This window comes from Psychrobacter sp. AOP7-B1-24 (genome assembly GCF_052376215.1).
Classification (GTDB): Bacteria; Pseudomonadota; Gammaproteobacteria; order Pseudomonadales; family Moraxellaceae; genus Psychrobacter.
In genome coordinates this window covers 38,951-58,939 of sequence record NZ_JBQSVL010000009.1, presented here as the reverse complement: position 1 = coordinate 58,939, position 19,989 = coordinate 38,951, and the positions used below count along the sequence as shown (strand labels likewise).

The following is a 19,989-nucleotide window of genomic DNA, read 5'->3' as shown; positions in this document are numbered from 1 at the left end:
CTGATCTTATAAAATAGTGTGTATTATCTTAAATAGTTTTTATGAGACAGTCACTCAGTTTTGATTTAAAGTAAGGTTTCTCGTTTAACAAACCTCTAAAATCGCTCATTAGATAAGTTTTGCAAGGGCTTCTGATGCACGCTTGATGTCTAAGAATATCAAACCAAGTTTCGCATTTGGTTTTGCCATAATCGTCAGTACCGCCTCATCTCCCGATGATGTCATAATAACGTAGCCTTGCTCGCCTTGAATCATAATACGATCGATACTACCACGCGCCAACTCACGGCCTGCACGATCGCCCAATGACAGCAAAGCTGCTGACATTGCACCAACACGGTCTTCGTCAATGCCTGTTGGTAGTGCTGAGGCAATCATAAGACCATCGTTAGAAATTAAGGCAGATGCTTCAACATCCGTTGATGAACTGTTTAGGTCTTCCAAAATTTGCTGGAATGAGTCTGTACGCATATCGCTTTCTCTATGATAGATTGTGGGATTGATAGAATAGCTATTGATAATGTTGAAAAAGACATAACTATATGTTGTATAGACGGGTGATTATAAACCCTTGTTGTTAACATTGATATATACTGCAACGGAAAAAAAGCCATTTTTCCATATTTTTTTACCGTTTGTTATATTTTATCGACCTTTTATCTTAAATTTATATACAAATAAAAACAAGTGTTTATTTTTTTGGTAAAAGCTAATACAAGTGCCTAGCATGCCAGTAAAATGTTACTGTCTTTAGTTGCGTTAAGATACTTGTAGGGTGTGTTCTTATTTGAAAATCAATGATAAAGCTGAATCATTTTTAAACGCTTTAAGCGACTATTGATTGAATTAAGGATATGCCTTAGCTATTGATCATAAACTTTCATGATGATGATATTTACTAGACTTATGTACCTAAAAAATGATATATAATTATGGAATAAAAATAGTTTTTATCTCTATATGTGTAATGTAGTCACATACATAATCAGTTTTTAATCCCCCTTGCTTCTATACATAACCTTGTATAGAAGCGATTTCAGTTTTATATCAGCGTTAAAAATTTCCTCGTCAGCCTTTATATGACGTGATGTTGATGTAAATAAGTACAATCACCATTTGATCCTAAGGAAGAAATATATGAGTATCAGTCAGGCCATCAAAAAAGTCGAAGCACGTTATGCGCATCAGCCAGAGTTCATTCAGGCAGTAAAAGAGGTGGCCATTACGATTCAGCCTTTATATGATGCTCATCCTGAATACAATACTTTGAAAGTATTTGAGCGTTTGGTGGAGCCTGATCGGGTATTTGGCTTTCGGATTAACTGGGAAGATGATAAAGGCAACGTGCAAGTCAATCGTGGTTGGCGTGTTCAGTTCTGTAATGCGTTAGGACCATACAAAGGCGGTCTTAGATTTCACCCTACGGTTAATCAGTCAGTACTGAAGTTTTTAGGTTTTGAGCAAATTTTTAAAAACGCTTTAACGGGCTTGCCGATTGGCGGTGGTAAAGGTGGCTCTGATTTTGATCCTAAAGGTAAAACGGATAGTGAAATCCGTCGTTTTTGCTATGCCTTTATGCGTGAGTTATATCACTATGTAAGTAAAGATATGGATGTGCCTGCTGGTGATATCGGTGTTGGTGGTCGAGAAGTCAGCTATATGTTTGCGATGTACAAAAATTTGACACGTGAGTCGACTGGTGTTCTTACTGGTAAAGGCGTGGGATTCGGTGGCAGTTTGATGCGCACAGAAGCGACTGGCTACGGTGCCGTTTATTTCTTAGAAAACATGCTTATCGCCCAAGGTGATAACATCAAAGGCAAAAAAGTACTTATCTCAGGCGCTGGAAATGTCTCACTCCACGCCGCTGAAAAAGTGAATGCGCTTGGCGGTATAGCTATCACGGTATCTGACTCACAAGGGACTTTGTACGATGAACAAGGTCTTAATCAAGAGAAAATTAATTGGCTCAAAAAACAAAAATATCAAAACAAACCATTAGCAGAGTATGTCGATGTCTATGGTGGCGAATGGCTTGCCAAACAAAAACCATGGCAGTTTGAGGCTGATATTGCGTTGCCATGTGCCACTCAAAACGAAGTGAGTGCAGAAGATGCTAAGCGATTGGTTGAAAATGGTGTAACGTATGTAGTTGAAGGTGCCAATATGCCGCTAACTGCGGAAGCGATTGATTATATTCGCTTGCATCGCGTCCATTATGCGCCTGGTAAAGCCGCAAATGCTGGTGGTGTCGCTGTGTCTGCGCTTGAGATGTCGCAAAACTCCGTCCGTCAATATCAAACCTTTGAGCAAGTCGATGAGCGTTTAAAAGGTATTATGAAAGATATTCATAATAGTGCGGCTAATGCCTCAGAGCAATATGGTCAAACTGACAATGGCTATATCGACTATATGGCGGGTGCTAATATGGTTGGCTTTAAACGTGTGGCTGATGCATTGGTGGCTTTTGGTATCTTAAACTAAGACTCTCTAGTCTATTGCTCCACGTAAGTGTTGAGAACATCCATACTGCATTTATCCTAAGACGATAAATGCAGTATTTTTTTATCGACACCATACGCCTGCTCATCGAACATAGATACTTGTATCAGTACTATATTTAGATTGGTTATTCAAACAGTGTGATTACACTTTGATACTTTTTCATCCTATAGCAAGTAGAAAATCTCGTTAACATAAGTGTATAGCTAATGGCATTAAACGCTATCGATAATGAAAAGAGATTATTTCATTGGGTTATAGCAGTACACTATAAAAATGGCTTATAAAAGTAAGTGATAAGTAAAGGAAATAAGTTAATGAATAAACTGTCTAAAAAAATACAATTGACCACTTTAGGTGCTGGCCTAGCATTCGCCCTAACTACAGGTGTCATGAGCACGACTGTAATGGCGGCTCAAACCAGTCTGTCTACTGAGGTAAAAGCAGCACAAGCGACCAAGATTGGTTTAAAGCAAGCGATTACTATCGCAACCGCACAGGCATCCGGTATGCTAATCGGGGCTGATTATGACGAAGATGATGATGATACAGAAAATGGCATATATGAAATAGAATTTAGCACGGCTAGCGATAGTTATGAAGTAGTAGTGGATGCAATGACGGGAGCAGTCATTGGGACTGAGACTGAGCGATTAGATCGCGACGATATTAACGACTACAACGTACAGCATCGTACGAAAGTAAATATTATGAGTGCGATAGGTATCGCTGAGAAAAAAATAGGCGGTATGACATTAGAAGTCGAGTTTGAAGCAGATCGCGACTATGATGCTCACCCTTTGTATTACAAAGTTGACTTGCTGAAAGGCGATGAGATCGTTGGTATCAATGTGGATGCCAATACAGGTGAGACGTTTGCCAACAAATATAAGCGCTAGAGCATGTCTTCAATTCACCCGATAGTCATCTACATGGGCTAAAAATAGCTAAATCTTGCCAAACATCGTCAAATAGCGGGTTAATATCGCGATATTATCTGCATTATTTTTCTTGTTTGACGGCAATTTATCTCATTTTTATCACCATTTTTGAAATAAAGACATGGCCTAGTAGAAATATCCAAACCAGATAAATTAAAAGCCACCAGATGAACATACTAGCTAGTGGCTTTTTTAATGGTGATAGGTAAAGGTAGAAAGGTTACACCGTCTTGCGCCACTTACCTTGAACCATAGTGCATTGGATAGGGTTTAGCCCCATCTGATAAGCCAAATCGGCAGGACGGGCAATATCCCATAGTGCCAAATCTGCATCACAGCTGACCTCTATTTTACCTTTATTAGATAGCCCCAATGCTTGTGCTGCGTGAACAGTAATTCCTGCCAAAACCTCTTCAGTGGTTAAGTAAAATAGCGTGCAGCCCATGTTCATCGTTAACAAAAGCGAGGTGAGCGGTGAAGTGCCAGGGTTACAGTCGGTAGAAAGCGCCATTGGCACCTGATGTTTGCGTAGCGCCTCAATCGGTGGCAATTTGGTGTCACGTAATGTATAAAACGCCCCAGGTAGTATCACAGCTACGGTATTGCTGGCAGCCATTTTTTTGATATCATCTTCTGATAAATGCTCTAGATGGTCGCTGGATAACCCTTGATACTCAGCAACCAAGGCACTACCACCTATGTCAGATAATTGCTCAGAGTGCAGTTTGACTGGTACATTTAATGAGCGTGCCACTTCAAAAACGCGTCTGATTTGCTCAGTATTAAAGGCGATGTTTTCACAGAAGCCATCGACCGCATCGATCAAACCCTCTGAATGCAAAATAGGTAGCCACTCGCACACTTGCTCGATGTATTCATCCGAGCGGTCCTGCATGTGAGACTTGTATTCAGGTGGTAGGGCATGTGCCGCTAAATACGTTGTGCTCACATGTATATTGTGTTTGTCACCAAGCTGGCGAGCAACCATGAGCATTTTGCGCTCAGTGTCTAAATCTAAGCCGTAGCCCGATTTGATTTCGATACTGGTCACGCCTTCTTTTATGAGTGCGAGTAGGCGCTTTTCACTTTGTGCAAACAACGACTCAACACTAGCGGCGCGGGTTGCACTAACGGTTGAGACAATGCCGCCACCTTGTGCAGCAATGTCTTGATAACTAGCGCCTTGCAAGCGCGCCTCGAACTCATTGCTGCGGTTGCCACCATAAACGATATGGGTATGGCAGTCGATAAATCCGGGGGTTACCCAGCCGCCATGAGCATTTTTGATTTGCTCTGCTGAGTAATGTGACAGGTGCTCGGCTATTTGTTTATTAGAGCCAATCCACGCAATTTTGTCATCAATAATACCGATGGCAGCATCTTCCAGTTGTCCATAAGGTACATGGTCACTGCTATTAAAACCGTAATGGGCAGAAAACGTGGCAAGATTGGCATTGATGATAATTTGATGAAACGATGCCATGGTGGCATCATCGAATATGGTTGCTGTCGTATTGTTGAAATCATTCATAATGTGCTCCTTATTGTTTGGACGCCAGTGGTGTCTATTGGTCGGGATGAGAGGGCAAAGCTAAGCTAAGCAATGAATTTAATCAACGAACCTAGACGATGAGCTTGGACAATAAACCTAGATGACTAGTAAATGCTGCTCTACCATAGTTGCCAGTAGTCGAGCAGCGACCTTGCAGCTGCGCCCATCAATATCAAAATTAGGATTAATCTCGGCAATGTCGGTCATTTTTACTTTGCCTGTAGCCATGATGGTTTTTACCATGCGCTCAACAAACCCAAGCTCAATACCGTAAGCTGCTGGGGCACTCACACCGGGCACAACACTGGCAGGCAAGCAATCCATATCAATGGTTAGATAAACCACATCAACCTGATTGATAAAGCTTATAACCTGATCGGCAAGTACCTGCCAAGGCTGCTGCTGACAGTCCTCGTCGCTAATGACTTGTACACCCAATTGTTCAGCGCGGTCAAACAGCGCTGCCGTGTTAGAGAACCGACTGACGCCAATACAGCAATAGTGAAAAGGCTGCTCATGTGCTGATAAATGCTCAGCAATTTGCCGAAAAGGTGTACCAGAGGTCGCCACATCCGACTGACGAATATCAAGATGCGCATCAAAATTAATAATGCCGATGGTCGGTGCGGTAGTGGTATCGTTTGTGTTTTTTAATGCCTGCCATAATCCTAAAAAGCTACCGTACGCAATGGCATGACCACCACCAAGTCCAATGGGCAAGCCGCCTTGTTTGACGATAGCGCTCACCTTATCCGCATATTCGAGCTGAGCTTGCTCAAGAGTGTGCGCAGCAAAGTCATCATCGTCATGACAATAGATATCGCCTGCATCACCTAGCAATGTTGCCAGTTGATTGTCATAGCGTGTCTGCAACGACGCAATCACTGGCAGCGTCGCAAACGCTCGGCGAATCAGCGGCGGGGCAGCTCGCGCACCCACGCGGCCTTGATTGCGCCTAACCCCTTGATCACATGCAAAGCCGATTAGCCCAATATTTTGATCCTCGTAAGGCTGGACGAGCTGATACCAGTAGCGGGCACGTGCCGTCTCAAATGGCTCTGCACGGCCAGTCCACAGCATCATGTCAGCCGCTGTGTGACTCACGGTTGTGCTAATTTTCGTAATGGCCATTGCTCATTCCCTTCTATTATCTAACGCTTATTTAGACTCGTACCAGTTGCTACGTAATGACTGCCAGTGCTCAGCAAGCGTACCGTCTAATACCAATTGCTTGGCCGCTTCGATATCAGGCGCTAGGTAGCGGTCTTTATCATAGAAAGTCACTTTCTCGCGCAGTTTCTGATGCGCCACAGTCAACGGCTCTGATGTCTCTAATCCGCGATGAAAATCAATCCCTTGACCGGCAGCCAATAGCTCAATACCGATAATGGTGGCAGTATTTTGCGCCATCTCGTATAAGCGGCGTGCGCAATAGGTCGCCATGGAGACATGATCTTCTTGGTTGGCAGAGGTTGGGATGCTATCGACGCTACCCGGATGGGCGATAGATTTGTTTTCTGAAGCCAGTGCCGCTGCTGTCACATGGGCGATCATAAAGCCTGAGTTGACCCCAGCGTTATCAACCAAGAATGGCGGCAGACCACCTGACAGCGTCGCATCGATAAGTAAGGCCACACGGCGCTCAGACATAGAACCAATCTCGGCAATTGCCAAGGCTAAAATATCAGCGGCAAAAGCGACTGGCTCAGCATGGAAGTTACCACCTGATATAGCCACTGGGCCATCTTCGTTATTAAAAATTAGCGGATTGTCAGTGACGGCATTGGATTCGATTAGTAGCGTTTTACCTGCTTGATTGATGATATCAAGACAGGCACCCATGACTTGCGGCTGACAACGCAAGCAGTAAGGGTCTTGAACTCTATCGTCTTGCTCGCCATCATGTGAGGCACGAATGGCACTGCCTTTGATCAGTTGACGATGTGCTTTGGCGATTTCAATTTGACCATGATGGCCACGTACTTCGTGAATACGCGCATCAAATGGTGAGTCCGATCCTTTGGCAGCATCAATCGACAGTGAGCCGACGATGGTGGCGGTCTCAAGCAAATCACGCGCTAAGAAATAACCCCGTAATGCTAGCGCGGTTGAAACTTGCGTACCATTGATAAGCGCGAGGCCTTCTTTGGCTGCTAGGGTAATTGGCTCAAGTCCATGTTGAGCTAGAGCTTCTGCTGCAGGCACTTTTTCGCCAGCGACAAACACGTCACCTTCACCCATCATTGCAAGTGTCATGTGTGATAAAGGCGCTAAATCACCAGAAGCACCAACAGACCCTTTTGCCGGAATATTTGGCGTGATTTGATTATTGATTAAGGCCAGTAGACTATCTACTACCTCGCGACGCACACCAGAGACACCTTGAGCCAAACTGGCAACTTTCATCACCATAATCAGTCGCACGACGCTGTCTGGTAACGCTCCACCAGTACCCACTGAGTGAGAAACGATCAAATTGCGCTGAAGTAGCTCAAGCTGATCATCACTGATACGCGTCTTTGCTAACAAGCCAAAACCAGTATTGATTCCATAAGCGCTTTTGTCTCGAGCAATAATCGTACGCACATCTTCGTGTGAGGCATCGATAGCTTTATAAGCACTCTCAGGTAATGTCAATATGACAGGTTGCTCATAGATATCACGTAGCATCTTAAAGCTAAGCTGGCGAGGGTGTAGCGTTAATTTTTTGATATCGTTCATAGGGTGATCCTAGTATTGTAAGACATATGGGTTATATTATTTTTGATTCATGTCTTTGTTGAAATGACGTTTTTTAAATGTTTTTAGTTAACATAATACTTGTTATTAAATTTGTTTTTTTAGCCAATCCAGTTGAAGTACATGGCTAGATGTCCGAATGCCGCAGCCAATAAAATACTGAGTACCACACGCTCAAACCAGATAATGACCATTTTGCCGACAGATAATGGTATTTCAGTGGCAAGCACACAAGGAATCATGGCAGAGAAAAACAACACGCTGCTAATAGAGATGACCCCTGCAACATAGCGAGTCAGTATATCAGCCTCACTGAGGAGCAGTGCTGGCAAGAACATTTCAGCCAATCCCGCTGACATACCTTTGGCGGCAACCAGAGGCTCTGGTAAGCCGCTAAGCCATGTAAATGGATAAAGAAGCAAGCCTAAAGCATCGAATACAGGCGTATACTTTGCTAATATCAATCCTGTCAAGCCAACCGCGATGATAGAAGGCACAATCGCCGCTGCCATTGTCAGCCCATCGCGAAAGTTAGACCATAAGATTTGTTTTAGGTCAGTGGCACGGCGCGAAGTGGACAAACCCAAATCAAATGCTGCCGCCAAACGTGTACCACTTTTATGGTCTAAAGCGGGACGTTCAACGCTATCATCTACAAGGCTAATGGGTGGAATACGAGCAGTAATCGCAGTAACGATAAAGGTAATCACTAGCGTAGACCAAAAAAACAGGTTCCAAAACTCCATCAGACCAAGCGTTTTGGCAACAATGACCATAAATGCCGCTGATACGGTCGAAAATCCAGTCGCAATGATAATGGCTTCGCGCGCTGAATATTGCTTTTGCAAATACACGCGATTAGTAATGAGCAGCCCGATAGAGTAGCTACCAACAAAGGATGCGACAGCATCAATCGCTGATGAACCTGGGGTTTTCCAGATAGGTTTCATGATCGGCTGCATGAGCACACCGACCATCTCGAGCAAACCAAAACCCACCAAAAATGCTAAAATTAATGCCCCAAGCGGTACAATCATACCGACTGGTAATGCCAGTTTTTCAAACAAAAACGGCAGCATGTCCTTTTCCATCATAAAGGCAGGCGCTACGTCAGCCACATACATTACTGCCAGTATCAGACCAATGATTTTAAAAGCAGTCATAATCATGTGGGTGATATTTTTACGCCATGAGCCGTCTATAAATGGCTTGCTTACCCCAAAGATCATCAATAAAAATAATAACATCACAGACAATGTATGCTGCTGATTGACCAGATAAGTTGCCCCATGATCGAACAAAATCGTGCTTTTCTCACCAATGGTAAATGGCACAAAGAACATGACCAAACCGATAGCACTAAAGACTATCAATTGCAGTAACGCTATAGGTTTAGACAGTAGTGCTTCAGTTGGTGTCGCTGCTGCATCCTTGAGATTTAGTGTCGTATTTTGCTCAATCATATTATCCTCCTTGATAAAATGTCGATGATATCCTTATGTCAAGTAATCACTTATAAGGATAAAGGGTATGCTACTTAACCATCGGCAAATTTAGACCATAGTCTTTGGCTGTTTTGATCGCCAGCTCATAGCCTGCATCGGCATGACGCATAACCCCTGAGCCGCAATCGTTGACAAGTACTCGTGCCAAGCGTTTGGCAGCGGCATCAGTGCCATCTGCGACAATGACCATACCTGAGTGCTGCGAGTAGCCCATGCCAACGCCGCCGCCATGATGTAGCGACACCCAAGTGGCACCGCCTGCTACGTTGAGCATGCCATTCAATAATGCCCAATCAGACACGGCATCTGAGCCATCTTTCATGCTTTCTGTTTCGCGGTTTGGACTGGCAACAGAGCCTGTGTCTAAATGGTCACGACCAATGACGATAGGGCCTTTTAGCTCGCCGTTTTTGACCATTTCATTGAAAGCTAAACCTGCTTTGTCACGCTCGCCCAATCCTAACCAGCAAATACGAGCAGGCAGTCCTTGAAACTGAATACGCTCTTTTGCCATGTCTAACCAGCGATGAACATGGGTATTTTCAGGGAACAGTTCTTTGATTTTTTGATCGGTTTTGTAGATGTCTTCTGGGTCACCCGATAACGCCACCCAGCGGAATGGGCCTTTACCTTGGCAGAACAGCGGACGAATATACGCAGGGACAAAACCTGGGAAATTAAAGGCATCTTTAACGCCTTCATCAAAAGCCACCTGACGAATGTTGTTGCCATAATCAGTGGCCGGAATGTCCATCGCTTGCAGATCTAAAATAGCTTGTACATGTACCGCGCAAGAGTGTGCTGCTGCTTTGGTCAGTGCTGCATGTTGATCTGGATCTTCTTGTGCTGCTCTCCAGTCATCAACTGTCCAGCCAACTGGCAAGTAGCCGTTGATTAAATCGTGAGCTGAGGTTTGGTCGGTCACCAAGTCAGGCTTCATGCCACCAGCATTGGCACGCTTGACCATTTCAGGCAAGATATCTGCGGCATTACCAAGTAGGGCGATAGAAATCGCTTCACCCGCGTCGGTATGCTGTTTGATTAACTCGTAAGCGTGGTCGAGGTCATCGGCTTGCTTGTCGACATAACCGGTACGCAAACGGAAATCGATACTAGACTGCTGACACTCGATGTTAAGAGACGTTGCCCCTGCAAAAGTAGCTGCAAGTGGCTGCGCGCCGCCCATGCCGCCCAAACCAGCAGTCAAAATCCAACGTCCTGCCCAGCTACCATCATAATGCTGACGACCCGCTTCTACAAAAGTCTCGTAAGTCCCCTGTACAATGCCTTGCGTGCCAATATAAATCCAGCTACCTGCTGTCATCTGGCCATACATGAGTAGGTCTTTACGATCAAGCTCGTTAAAGTGCTCCCACGTGGCCCAGCGCGGCACAAGGTTAGAGTTGGCAATCAATACGCGCGGTGCGTTTTCATGTGTCTGAAACACGCCAACTGGTTTGCCTGACTGTACCAATAAGGTCTCATCGTCTTCTAACACTTTTAGCGACTCTAGAATTTGATCATAGCTTTCCCAGTTGCGGGCTGCGCGTCCAATACCACCGTACACCACTAGGCTTTTAGGGTTTTCGGCCACATCAGGATGCAGATTGTTTTGCAGCATGCGATAGGGCGCTTCGGTCAGCCAGCTTTTGCAATGTAGGGTACTGCCAGTGGGCGCGGCGATTTCGCGGCTCTCATCACGGCGAGTAGGTTTTTTGCTATTGCTATCAGTAGTCATGGTCAAATCCTTGTGAAATATTTTAAGGTGCTAGAGCAATGAAAATAAGTGGTTTACGCTCAGTCTATAAATACACTTGGCTAATTGCTATATGAGCTGGGTTATTGATACTGTCGTAAAGTTGTATATACAAATTATCAAAGATTATTTTTTCATGCAAGTACTTTTTATTTGTGAGGCAATTATTTTTGTTATTGATCTGAAAAATATGTTGTGTAGGTAGGTTCCGATTGAGAATTGCGCTGCAGTCTCATGATATTATGTCGACATTATTAGGATTAAAGACAACAGTGAAAGATGGCCATGACAAAGACGATTCCGGCGTATCAACGCATAAAAAACGCTATATTAGACAATATACACTCGGGTAAATGGCAAGCAGGTAACGCGATTTCGACAGAAATGGCACTGGCTGAGGAGTTTGGGGTGTCGCGCATGACGGTGAACCGCGCGCTAAAAGAGCTGAGCGAGGAGCGGGTACTAGAGCGTCGGCAGGGGTCAGGGACGTTTGTCGCACAGCAGCAGTTTAATCATACGTTTGTCGAGGTGCGCAACATCGCTGAGGATTTAAAATCTGCCAATCGTGATTATGAGGCAAAGGTGGTGAGTAAGCGTGCTATTACGGCTGATATGCTAGACGATGCGATGCGTGATAAGTTTGATATTGCCGTACCAAATGGTCGTGAGGGCAAGGTGCTCAATGAAACACCAGCACTAGAAATACCGGTACTATATGAGGTCAAAATCATCCATTTTGCTGACGGCCAGCCCATACAGTTTGAAGAGCGTTGGGTTGATGCCAATAAAGTACCAAAATTTATTGAGCAAGATTTTAGCGTCGTCAATACCAGTGATTACTTAATTGCTAAGAGTCCACTAGAGCGCGGCAGTTATACTATTCAAGCATTGGCTGCTCCTGATGACATTGCTGATTTTTTACAAATTGCCTCGCAGTCACCAACACTGGTATTGTGCCGCCAAACCTACTCGGCAGGTCAAGTAGTCACCTTTGTGAAGATGTGGCATGCGGGTGAACGCTATCAGTTTTCAGGCGATTTATGATGGTCACCTTACGTATGCCCACTGATTTTTTACATTTTCTTGTCTAAAGTCAGGGGCTATATCGATAAGCTGATATTTATTGAACAGCAATAACATCTGAATATGCTTTGAAATTTAAAAAATAATAGAGAAACAGTATTGAAAAATACATCATTTGCCCTCAAAACTTGCAGCCACAAGAAAATACAATAAATTTACCGAGCAATGAGAAGCGTGACACATAAACCACGCGTATATTTCAGCGATTTTAGTTTGTTACTAGCCTCTACTTGCTGTATGTTGAGTATTTATTCATCTATTCGCGGAAGGAAACCCCATGAAACGTCGCAATCTATTAGCCCTAGCTGCCAGCACTATGTTGCTTGCTGCCTGCGGTCAATCTACTACCAACGAAGCTGATACCAGTGCGACTGACAGTACCGCAACGGGCGGTTCTGATTTGCTACAACGTATCAACAATGGTGGTACCATCAACGTTGGTACAGAGGGTACTTATCCTCCGTTCACGTACCATGATGAGAGCGGAAAACTAACGGGTTATGATGTTGAAGTAACGCGTGCAGTAGCAGATAAACTAGGCGTAGACGTCGAGTTCAAAGAAACCCAATGGGATGCTATGCTGGCAGGTTTGGATTCAGGACGCTTCGATATGGTGGCTAACCAAGTTAGTTTGACCACGCCTGAGCGCAAAGCAAAGTATGATAAAGCCAGTCCTTATAGCTGGTCAGGTGCGGTAGTTCTAGCACCGACTGATGACGACCGTTATAGCTCGTGGGAAAGTTTAAAAGGGTTGCGTACGGCTCAATCATTAAGTAGTAACTATGGCGAGATGGCAGAGAAGTATGAAACAGAAATCGTCCCTGTCGATGGCATGGCGCAGGCCATTCAGTTGGTCAAACAAGATCGTGCTGACTTTACCATGAATGACAATCTAGCAGTATTGGACTACCTCAAAAAATTCCCAGATTCAAACATGGAGATTAAACTGACGGCTCCTGCTAGTGAGCTACGTGGCTCAGGTTTGGTATTGATCAAAGGCGATGACGCAGTCGTGGAAAAACTAAATGATGCGATGGAAGCGTTGGCCGCTGATGGTACCTTGACCAAGCTTAGCGAAGAGTTCTTTGGTGCTGATATAAGTCAGAAAAAGTAATGTCAGTGTCTATCATACCGGCGTCTGTCATGTCAGCCTCATGGTTAGCAGATTTTTTGGCAGCACTGCCATTTATGAGTGCTGATCGGGCACAGATTGTCATCTCATCGTTTTGGCCAATGCTCAAAGGTGGTATCTACTATTCGATACCACTGGCGTTGATCTCATTTACGATTGGTATAGTCATTGCACTGACAGTGGCGCTGATTCGTATCGTGCCGCGTACTGGTGTGTTCCATGAGGTTATCTATAGACTGGCTCGTATCTATGTGTCTGCGATTCGTGGTACACCGATGTTGGTTCAGCTATTTATTATTTTCTATGGTCTACCAAGTGTCGGAGTAAAGCTCGATCCTTTTCCGTCAGCAATTATTGCTTTTTCGCTAAATATCGGCGCTTATGCATCAGAGACGGTGCGTGCCTCGATTTTATCGATACCAAAAGGGCAATGGGAAGCAGGATCGACGGTTGGTCTGACGTATCTGCAAACCTTTCGTCACGTTATTTTGCCACAAGCGCTTCGGGTATCTGTTCCACCGTTATCCAATACGTTTATCAGTTTGGTAAAAGACACCTCTTTGGCATCATTGGTACTCGTCACTGAGCTGTTTAAACAAGCGCAAATCATTACGGCACGCAACTATGAGTTTATGCTGGTTTATACTGAAGCGGCGATTATTTATTGGGGTATCTGTTTGTTCTTGACCTTTATTCAAGGCAAACTTGAAACCCGACTGGATCGCTACGTGGCAAAATAATTGATGGCTAATAAACGATTATTAATAAGTGCTTGTTAGTAAGTAATGATGGATTAGCCATCAGTCATACAAGCGATTCAGAATAAACAGTCGCAAATAAAGATCAGTACAACAGGAATTTTTATGATCAAAGTCACTAATATTCATAAAGCTTTTGGTGGCAATCAGGTGCTAAAAGGCATCGACTTGACGATCAATAAAGGCAAAGTGATCGTAATATTAGGACCTTCAGGGTCAGGTAAGACGACATTTTTACGTTGTTTAAATGCGCTGGAGATTCCTGATCAAGGTGTGATTGCTTTTGATGACAATAGCTTGAGCGTCGACTTTGCTACTAAGCCTAAGAAAAAAACCTTATTGGCTCTGCAGCGCAAATCAGGCATGGTTTTTCAGTCTTATAATTTATTTCCACATAAGACAGCTATCGAAAACCTAATGCTTGGACCGACAGTGGTTCAAGGTCAAACCAAAGCGCAAGCCCGTGAACAGGCTTTAGTTTTACTAGAGAAAGTGGGTCTGTCAGACAAAGCGGATCTCTATCCGTTTCAGCTATCTGGTGGTCAGCAGCAGCGTATCGGTATTGCTCGTGCGCTGGCTATTGAGCCATCATTACTGTTGTTCGATGAGCCAACCTCGGCGCTTGATCCAGAGCTGGTGCAAGATGTCCTTGAGACGATGAAGCAATTGGCATCGGAAGGCTGGACCATGGTTGTGGTAACTCACGAAGTCAACTTTGCCCGTGATGTCGCAGACCATGTGGTATTAATCGAAGATGGTCATGTGGTCGAAGAAGGCAGCGCTGAGCAGATGTTTGAGCTATCAACGCATCCACGTACGCAGGCGTTTTTACAGCGTATCGAGAAGCAATAAAGCTAAAAAGTGAGCTTCTATTGTCAAAGTGAAGCTCTGAGTAATATGAAGCCTTAAGCAATATACCGCCCTGAGCAATATACAGACTTAAACAATAAAAAGCCCCAATCATGTTGTCATGGTTGGGGCTTTTTTTATAAACATATCAAGAGTTTTGTCCATTACAACAGAGTTTTATACCTTTTGCCGTTTTTTTAGCCAACGTGGTACGCGAGTGGCAGTACCGTTCAGCATGGCATTAAATAAAGCGGCTAGTAGAATTAATACCACACCCACATATTGAATCAATGACAATGATTGATGTAGCAATATGGTCGCAAGAGCAATGGCTGTCAACGGCTCAAAAATCGTAAATACGGATGCGCGAGAGGCAGGCAGCTTTTCTAATGCTTTCATATACAGCGCAAATGGTACGACAGTTCCTAGTAAAGACAGCCCTAAGACATAGCCCCAAGTCGGTAGTGGTAGGCTTAGTAGCTGCTCATAAGTACGATAAGTCTCTGGTAATAATAGCAACACACCAGCACTGATAATAATCGAGGTAAAAAACACTAACGGGGCAGGGTGAGCATTATGCATCGCTCGTTTGCCCAGCACGCCATATAATGAGTAGCACATTCCTGACAATAGCCCCAAGACAATACCCCAGTTGACCTGTGCTTGCTCACCTAACATCGTCAATCCAACGCCAAACACTGCCATTAGAGCCAGTAGGGCTGATTGACGAGTAATAGATTCATTGAGCAAAAGCGTCGAAAATAACAAGCTAAAAACGGGTGCAGTATAGAGCAGTGCGACAGCGGGGCCTGCACCGACGTAGATAACGGCAAAGAAATAACATAACGACATGCCAAGCACGCCTATCAAAGACTGAAATGCCAATCCAATCCATTGCTTGGGTCGCAGTTTAATTAAATGCGGCCATAGTTTTGGTAGCATGACGAGCACAAGCAGCGCAGCGGTTACGATGCGTAAAATAGTTGTCTGCCATCCACTAAAGCCAATTTGATTAAGGTAAGTAGAAAATATTCCTAATGTACCCCAGCAAACAGCAGCTGTGATGATTTGAATGATGCCTATCCATGACTTTGATGATGGGATTGCTTTATCCATGTTCGCCCTATTGTTTTCTTATTATTATCTGAATGATACAACCTTGTGTAAGATTGCCCGCTGTTCAAATGTGCTAAGCAATACTGAACAAACAAAAGACAGCCTATAATTAGACTGTCTTTTGTTTGAGTTTATCATGAAAATATTACTGAGTCGCTCGGAAATGCTATGGCGTGTGAAAATACAAAGCAGGCATTAATGACGAGTATAGTCGGAATAAGGCATCGAACTGATAAGATTTAGGTAGGGCTAATCAATCCACAAAAACCATGCTTGTTCTCGGGTGTTGTTTTGCTGAATAAAGCACACTTTCTCTGCTTGGGTTCTTGGCTGATGTGATGCGTTTGCACCGCAGTCTTTTGAACGCTGTTTAATCCATTGTTTTTGTTTTTGTTTTTGTTCTTGTTTCAAGTCGGCTGCCATTTCTTCACCATATAGCCGACTGACTTCTTGTCGTATGTCATGATAGCTACCGTTTATTTCTTGATCAGACGTTTCGTAGATACCATCAATTAGCCCAGCTTGTGACGCTAACGGTAAATAAGTGGTATTTTCTTTGTAGGAGAAATTATGGCCATCACTGGTACTGTTGCTGCCAATATATATTTCATGGTTTGATGGATCGATAAATCCGTTAAAGTCTTTACCCTCAAAGACATAACCCTGAAACCTACAAGGAGTCACACCATCTTTACACACACTGTGCTTGGTTTTGGCTGCATAAAGCTTGACAGAATAAGGCGTATTATTGAGATAAGGCGTATTATCGAGTTTCTTGCCTACCTGTTTTGTTTGCAAGAGTCGCCCTAAATCAGGAGCAACTAGTAGCATATTGTCGCAAGTTACGCTCCCTTCTTCGCAATCCCTATAGAGGTTTAAACGTTGACCCTGAATGTCCATCCCCAATATAAAGTTTGCCTCAATAGGTGCCACTGCCGAGCTGAAAGAAGCCACTATCATCAGACTAGCAAACACCGTCATACGTGTGAATGAGCGCTTTATATTAGGTGATGTGACAAACATAGCGAATTTATACCTGTTTTATATTTGCATTAAAAAATTAGTGAGCAAACGCTTGGCACCTTCAGTCGCGAATGATTCTGGATGAAACTGCACACCTTGAATTGGATAGTCTTTGTGTTGTAAGCCCATGATTTCATCGCCTGCTAGTGCTGATTTGGCTAGGCTATGCTCACTATGTTGCTCATTATCAACGACGGCGGTGACAGTTAAGCAATCTGGCAGTGTCTTGGCTTTCACCATCAATGAGTGATAGCGCATGATTTCAATGGCTTGTGGTAATCCTTGATAGACACCCGCACCATCGTGACGAATCGCTGAGACTTTGCCATGCATCGGTACATTGGCACGTATCACATCACCGCCAAACACATGAGCGATGCCTTGCATGCCTAAGCACACACCTAGTATTGGCGTCGTCTTACCCATGACTTTGATGACCTCAGCACAAATACCGAAGTAGGCAGGATCATCAGGTGCGCCAGGGCCTGGTGATATAATGATACGGTCAAGATTCATCGCTTGCACGTCAGCCAGTGTAATTTCATTGTTGCGTTTAACGATGACGTTTGCTTCTTCATCACCGTCCATGGTTTGTAAAATCTCCCCAATATATTGGTAAAGATTAAAAGTAAACGAGTCGTAGTTATCGATAATTAAAACATTCATGGGTCATAAACTCTTTAATAAAATATGGTCAGTGTGCGAATTACGGCTGGTATGAATTACAGCAGTTGCAAACTACAGCGACATAAAGCTGTCTAATACGACTTTCATCGCTGACAGTTTGCGTTGAATCTCTAAGTATTCATCGGCTGGATTGGAGTCATATACATTGCCGCCACAGGTTTGGGCATAAGCCGATTCACCATTCATAAACAAGCTGCGAATAGGAATGGCAAAGATACAATCGCCATTGAAATTGAATGAACCGAGCGCGCCGCCATAAGCACCGCGACCATCTGGCTCTAACTCATTAATGACTTTAATGGCTTCAACCTTTGGTGCCCCAGACAATGTGCCTGCGGGGAAGTTACTGGCAAGGGCGCTAAACATGTCTTCGTTGGGATGTAAAATTCCGACAATCTCAGACGATATATGCTGCACGTGCGAGAAGCGTTTGATGTCCATTAGGTTACGTACCTTTACTGTGCCAAATCGTGCTACACGACCAATATCATTACGATGCAAGTCGACCAGCATGTTATGTTCGGCAATCTCTTTTTCGTCGTTAAGCAGTGCGCGGGCAAGCTTACGGTCTTCGATCACATCGACGCCGCGCTTGGCAGTGCCGGCAAGCGGGTAGGTTTCCATTTCACCTTGACGCAAGCGAAACAATAATTCGGGTGAAGCGCCGATGATGCACTGCTGGTCAAACTTCATAAAGTACATGTGCGGTGATGGGTTGACGCTACGCAGCTTTTCATAAATGGGCATCTTGTCACCAGCGATACGATATTTAGACTTAAACCCTACCTCGCACTGAAAGATACGTCCGGCAATAATATCTTCTTTGACCTGCATTACCGCTTTCGCATGTTCCTCTTGGCTCATGCCGTCACCTAAAAACTCAACCGTTGGATTTTCACAACTTGGAGTAGGTGTATCAAGTAACGCTTTGATGTGCTCGATACGGTTTTCTTGCTGATCGGTCGGATAATAAAAATAGAAAATTTCGCCCGTCATCTTGTCGAGCGTTAATCCATCTAAATATACGCCAAACTTAAACGGTTCAAAATCGTCGCTAGACTTTGCAGTGAGGCTGGGCTCAAAAAAATTCACACTGTCATAGCCTAGATAGCCGACCAAACCACCGCTCTGGTCACGAGCGATAACGTGTTGCGGGGTAATCTCACGCAATAGTTGATATGGGTTTTCGGTTTGGTAGTGGTTTGTTTCAGCAGTTTTGTTATCGGTGATGGCAAGGGTGTTGCGATCGATGGCAGCGATGGTCATGACTGGATTGAACCCAATGGCATGATGACGTGAGATATGGCTGTCTTCACCTAAAGATTCGAGTAGGTAGCAGGTATCAAAAGTGCTTTCTATACGTTTGAATAACGCAAAAAAGTCAATATCTTGAGTGAGCTTAATACGCTGTGGTTTGCTAGGAATATCAATCGCCGTAGGTTGGCCGTGCAGTAGTGTAGGAAAGGTCATAACAAAGTCCGGAATAGTTCAAATATGTATTAGAGCGTGTCATCAATTAGCACATTAATACATTTAATGGTCTTAAAATGGCTAAATTTTGCTAAACATCGTCAGAAATTTTGTCAATATATTCATATTAACGGCAATTTCTTCCTTGTTTATCTACAATTTTTCTTATTTTAAGCCTGATAATCTAATTGATGAGACGCCCTAGCTAAAAATAAAAAGAATGTTGAGAGTATTGTGTCAGGTATAGTGAATTGACTGTATTAAGTGTCTTGTCTAAGTGTCGCTAGTAGCGCACTGATATCATGACTTTGTATGGCTTTAGCACCGCGAGAGACAGTGGCGATACCGACGCCTAACTGTTCAGAGATTTCACGTTGAGTGATGCCACGATCTAAAGCATCAAAAATACGAATACGGTTGGCAATCTCAAGCTGCTCTTTATCCGTCAGTAGGGCACGGAATAGTTCTGCCATATCATCGCTGTCACTACAATTCGCTAAATGCTTCAGTAAACTTGAATAGGGATCAGTACTCATAGTATTTAATCTTCATAAAAGGGTAGATGGCTGTCTTGCTGATTTTAGCCTTAATCTTGTTTCAGTATTCTAGTATAATAGTACATGAAAAACAAGGCAGCTCATAGAAAGTTTTTTGTTTAGCGATTTTTTGCTTACCGGTAATGCACCCTAATCTGCAACAAATGAAAAAACCAGCTAATGGCTATTAGCTAGTCTTGCTATCACCTATTATTAGGGCATGTCCTCAATTCAATCGATAGTTATCTAAATGGGTTAAAAATGGCTAAATCTTGCCAAACGGCGTCAAATAGCTGACTAATATCTCGATATTATCTGCGCTATTTTCCTTGTTTGACTG

The 19,989-nt window shown here is 43.8% G+C and carries 17 protein-coding genes; 6 read left to right on the top strand and 11 right to left on the bottom strand.

What is annotated here, in order from left to right; genetic code table 11:
• Positions 1-108: 108 nt before the first annotated feature.
• Positions 109-471, bottom strand: coding sequence for a roadblock/LC7 domain-containing protein (locus tag ACT3QP_RS03530; RefSeq protein WP_192518862.1), 363 nt, complete (start codon positions 469-471; stop codon positions 109-111).
• Positions 472-1,137: 666 nt separating this feature from the next.
• Here ACT3QP_RS03530 and gdhA point away from each other — a divergent pair.
• Together gdhA and ACT3QP_RS03520 are read left to right on the top strand one after the other, a co-directional pair.
• Entirely contained in the window at positions 1,138-2,484 is a 1,347-nt protein-coding gene (gene gdhA / locus ACT3QP_RS03525; protein ID WP_192518861.1) for an NADP-specific glutamate dehydrogenase, read from the top strand.
• A 335-nt stretch (positions 2,485-2,819) separates the two neighbouring features.
• The gene (locus ACT3QP_RS03520; protein ID WP_192518860.1) at positions 2,820-3,401 is read left to right on the top strand and encodes a PepSY domain-containing protein; all 582 of its coding nucleotides are present in this window, start codon (positions 2,820-2,822) and stop codon (positions 3,399-3,401) included.
• Between the two features lie 262 nt (positions 3,402-3,663).
• Here ACT3QP_RS03520 and hutI read toward each other — a convergent pair whose 3' ends face one another.
• The 5 genes from hutI to hutU form a co-directional block, all read right to left on the bottom strand.
• The gene (hutI, locus tag ACT3QP_RS03515; protein WP_192518859.1) at positions 3,664-4,974 is read right to left on the bottom strand and encodes an imidazolonepropionase; all 1,311 of its coding nucleotides are present in this window, start codon (positions 4,972-4,974) and stop codon (positions 3,664-3,666) included.
• Between the two features lie 117 nt (positions 4,975-5,091).
• Complete coding sequence (hutG, locus tag ACT3QP_RS03510) at positions 5,092-6,126, bottom strand: formimidoylglutamase (RefSeq protein WP_192518858.1); 1,035 nt, start codon at positions 6,124-6,126, stop codon at positions 5,092-5,094.
• Positions 6,127-6,153: 27 nt separating this feature from the next.
• The gene (gene hutH, locus ACT3QP_RS03505; RefSeq protein WP_087814299.1) at positions 6,154-7,716 is read right to left on the bottom strand and encodes a histidine ammonia-lyase; all 1,563 of its coding nucleotides are present in this window, start codon (positions 7,714-7,716) and stop codon (positions 6,154-6,156) included.
• A 119-nt stretch (positions 7,717-7,835) separates the two neighbouring features.
• Entirely contained in the window at positions 7,836-9,197 is a 1,362-nt protein-coding gene (locus ACT3QP_RS03500; protein WP_087814300.1) for a YjiH family protein, read from the bottom strand.
• Between the two features lie 70 nt (positions 9,198-9,267).
• A complete protein-coding gene (hutU, locus tag ACT3QP_RS03495) occupies positions 9,268-10,977 on the bottom strand; it encodes a urocanate hydratase (protein ID WP_444524476.1) in 1,710 nt (569 codons plus the stop codon).
• A gap of 297 nt (positions 10,978-11,274) precedes the next feature.
• On the opposite strand from hutU, the gene ACT3QP_RS03490 reads away from it, so the two are divergent.
• The 4 genes from ACT3QP_RS03490 to ACT3QP_RS03475 all read left to right on the top strand — a co-directional run bounded on the left by ACT3QP_RS03490 (position 11,275) and on the right by ACT3QP_RS03475 (position 14,820).
• On the top strand, positions 11,275-12,039 hold the full coding sequence (locus ACT3QP_RS03490; RefSeq protein WP_192518856.1) for a UTRA domain-containing protein: 765 nt from the start codon (positions 11,275-11,277) through the stop codon (positions 12,037-12,039).
• Between the two features lie 316 nt (positions 12,040-12,355).
• Positions 12,356-13,192: an amino acid ABC transporter substrate-binding protein gene (locus ACT3QP_RS03485; protein ID WP_192518855.1), complete on the top strand. Its 837-nt coding sequence runs from the start codon at positions 12,356-12,358 to the stop codon at positions 13,190-13,192.
• Positions 13,193-13,221: 29 nt separating this feature from the next.
• Complete coding sequence (locus tag ACT3QP_RS03480) at positions 13,222-13,950, top strand: amino acid ABC transporter permease (RefSeq protein ID WP_442060603.1); 729 nt, start codon at positions 13,222-13,224, stop codon at positions 13,948-13,950.
• Between the two features lie 123 nt (positions 13,951-14,073).
• A complete protein-coding gene (locus ACT3QP_RS03475) occupies positions 14,074-14,820 on the top strand; it encodes an amino acid ABC transporter ATP-binding protein (RefSeq protein ID WP_192518854.1) in 747 nt (248 codons plus the stop codon).
• A gap of 174 nt (positions 14,821-14,994) precedes the next feature.
• Here the strand turns inward: ACT3QP_RS03475 and ACT3QP_RS03470 are convergent, their stop codons facing one another.
• The 5 genes from ACT3QP_RS03470 to ACT3QP_RS03450 form a co-directional block, all read right to left on the bottom strand.
• Positions 14,995-15,933 carry a DMT family transporter gene (locus ACT3QP_RS03470; protein WP_192518853.1) on the bottom strand — a complete coding sequence of 313 codons (939 nt, stop codon included), beginning with the start codon at positions 15,931-15,933 and terminating at the stop codon, positions 14,995-14,997.
• Between the two features lie 249 nt (positions 15,934-16,182).
• Positions 16,183-16,956, bottom strand: a complete 774-nt coding sequence (locus ACT3QP_RS03465) for a lysozyme inhibitor LprI family protein (protein WP_442072905.1) — start codon at positions 16,954-16,956, stop codon at positions 16,183-16,185.
• A gap of 18 nt (positions 16,957-16,974) precedes the next feature.
• Positions 16,975-17,622 (bottom strand): anthranilate synthase component II, encoded by a 648-nt coding sequence (locus ACT3QP_RS03460; protein WP_192518851.1) that lies wholly within the window; start codon positions 17,620-17,622, stop codon positions 16,975-16,977.
• A gap of 72 nt (positions 17,623-17,694) precedes the next feature.
• Positions 17,695-19,113, bottom strand: coding sequence for an anthranilate synthase component I family protein (locus ACT3QP_RS03455; RefSeq protein ID WP_192518850.1), 1,419 nt, complete (start codon positions 19,111-19,113; stop codon positions 17,695-17,697).
• A 260-nt stretch (positions 19,114-19,373) separates the two neighbouring features.
• Positions 19,374-19,649: a Trp family transcriptional regulator gene (locus tag ACT3QP_RS03450; protein ID WP_192518849.1), complete on the bottom strand. Its 276-nt coding sequence runs from the start codon at positions 19,647-19,649 to the stop codon at positions 19,374-19,376.
• Between the last annotated feature and the right edge of the window lie 340 nt (positions 19,650-19,989).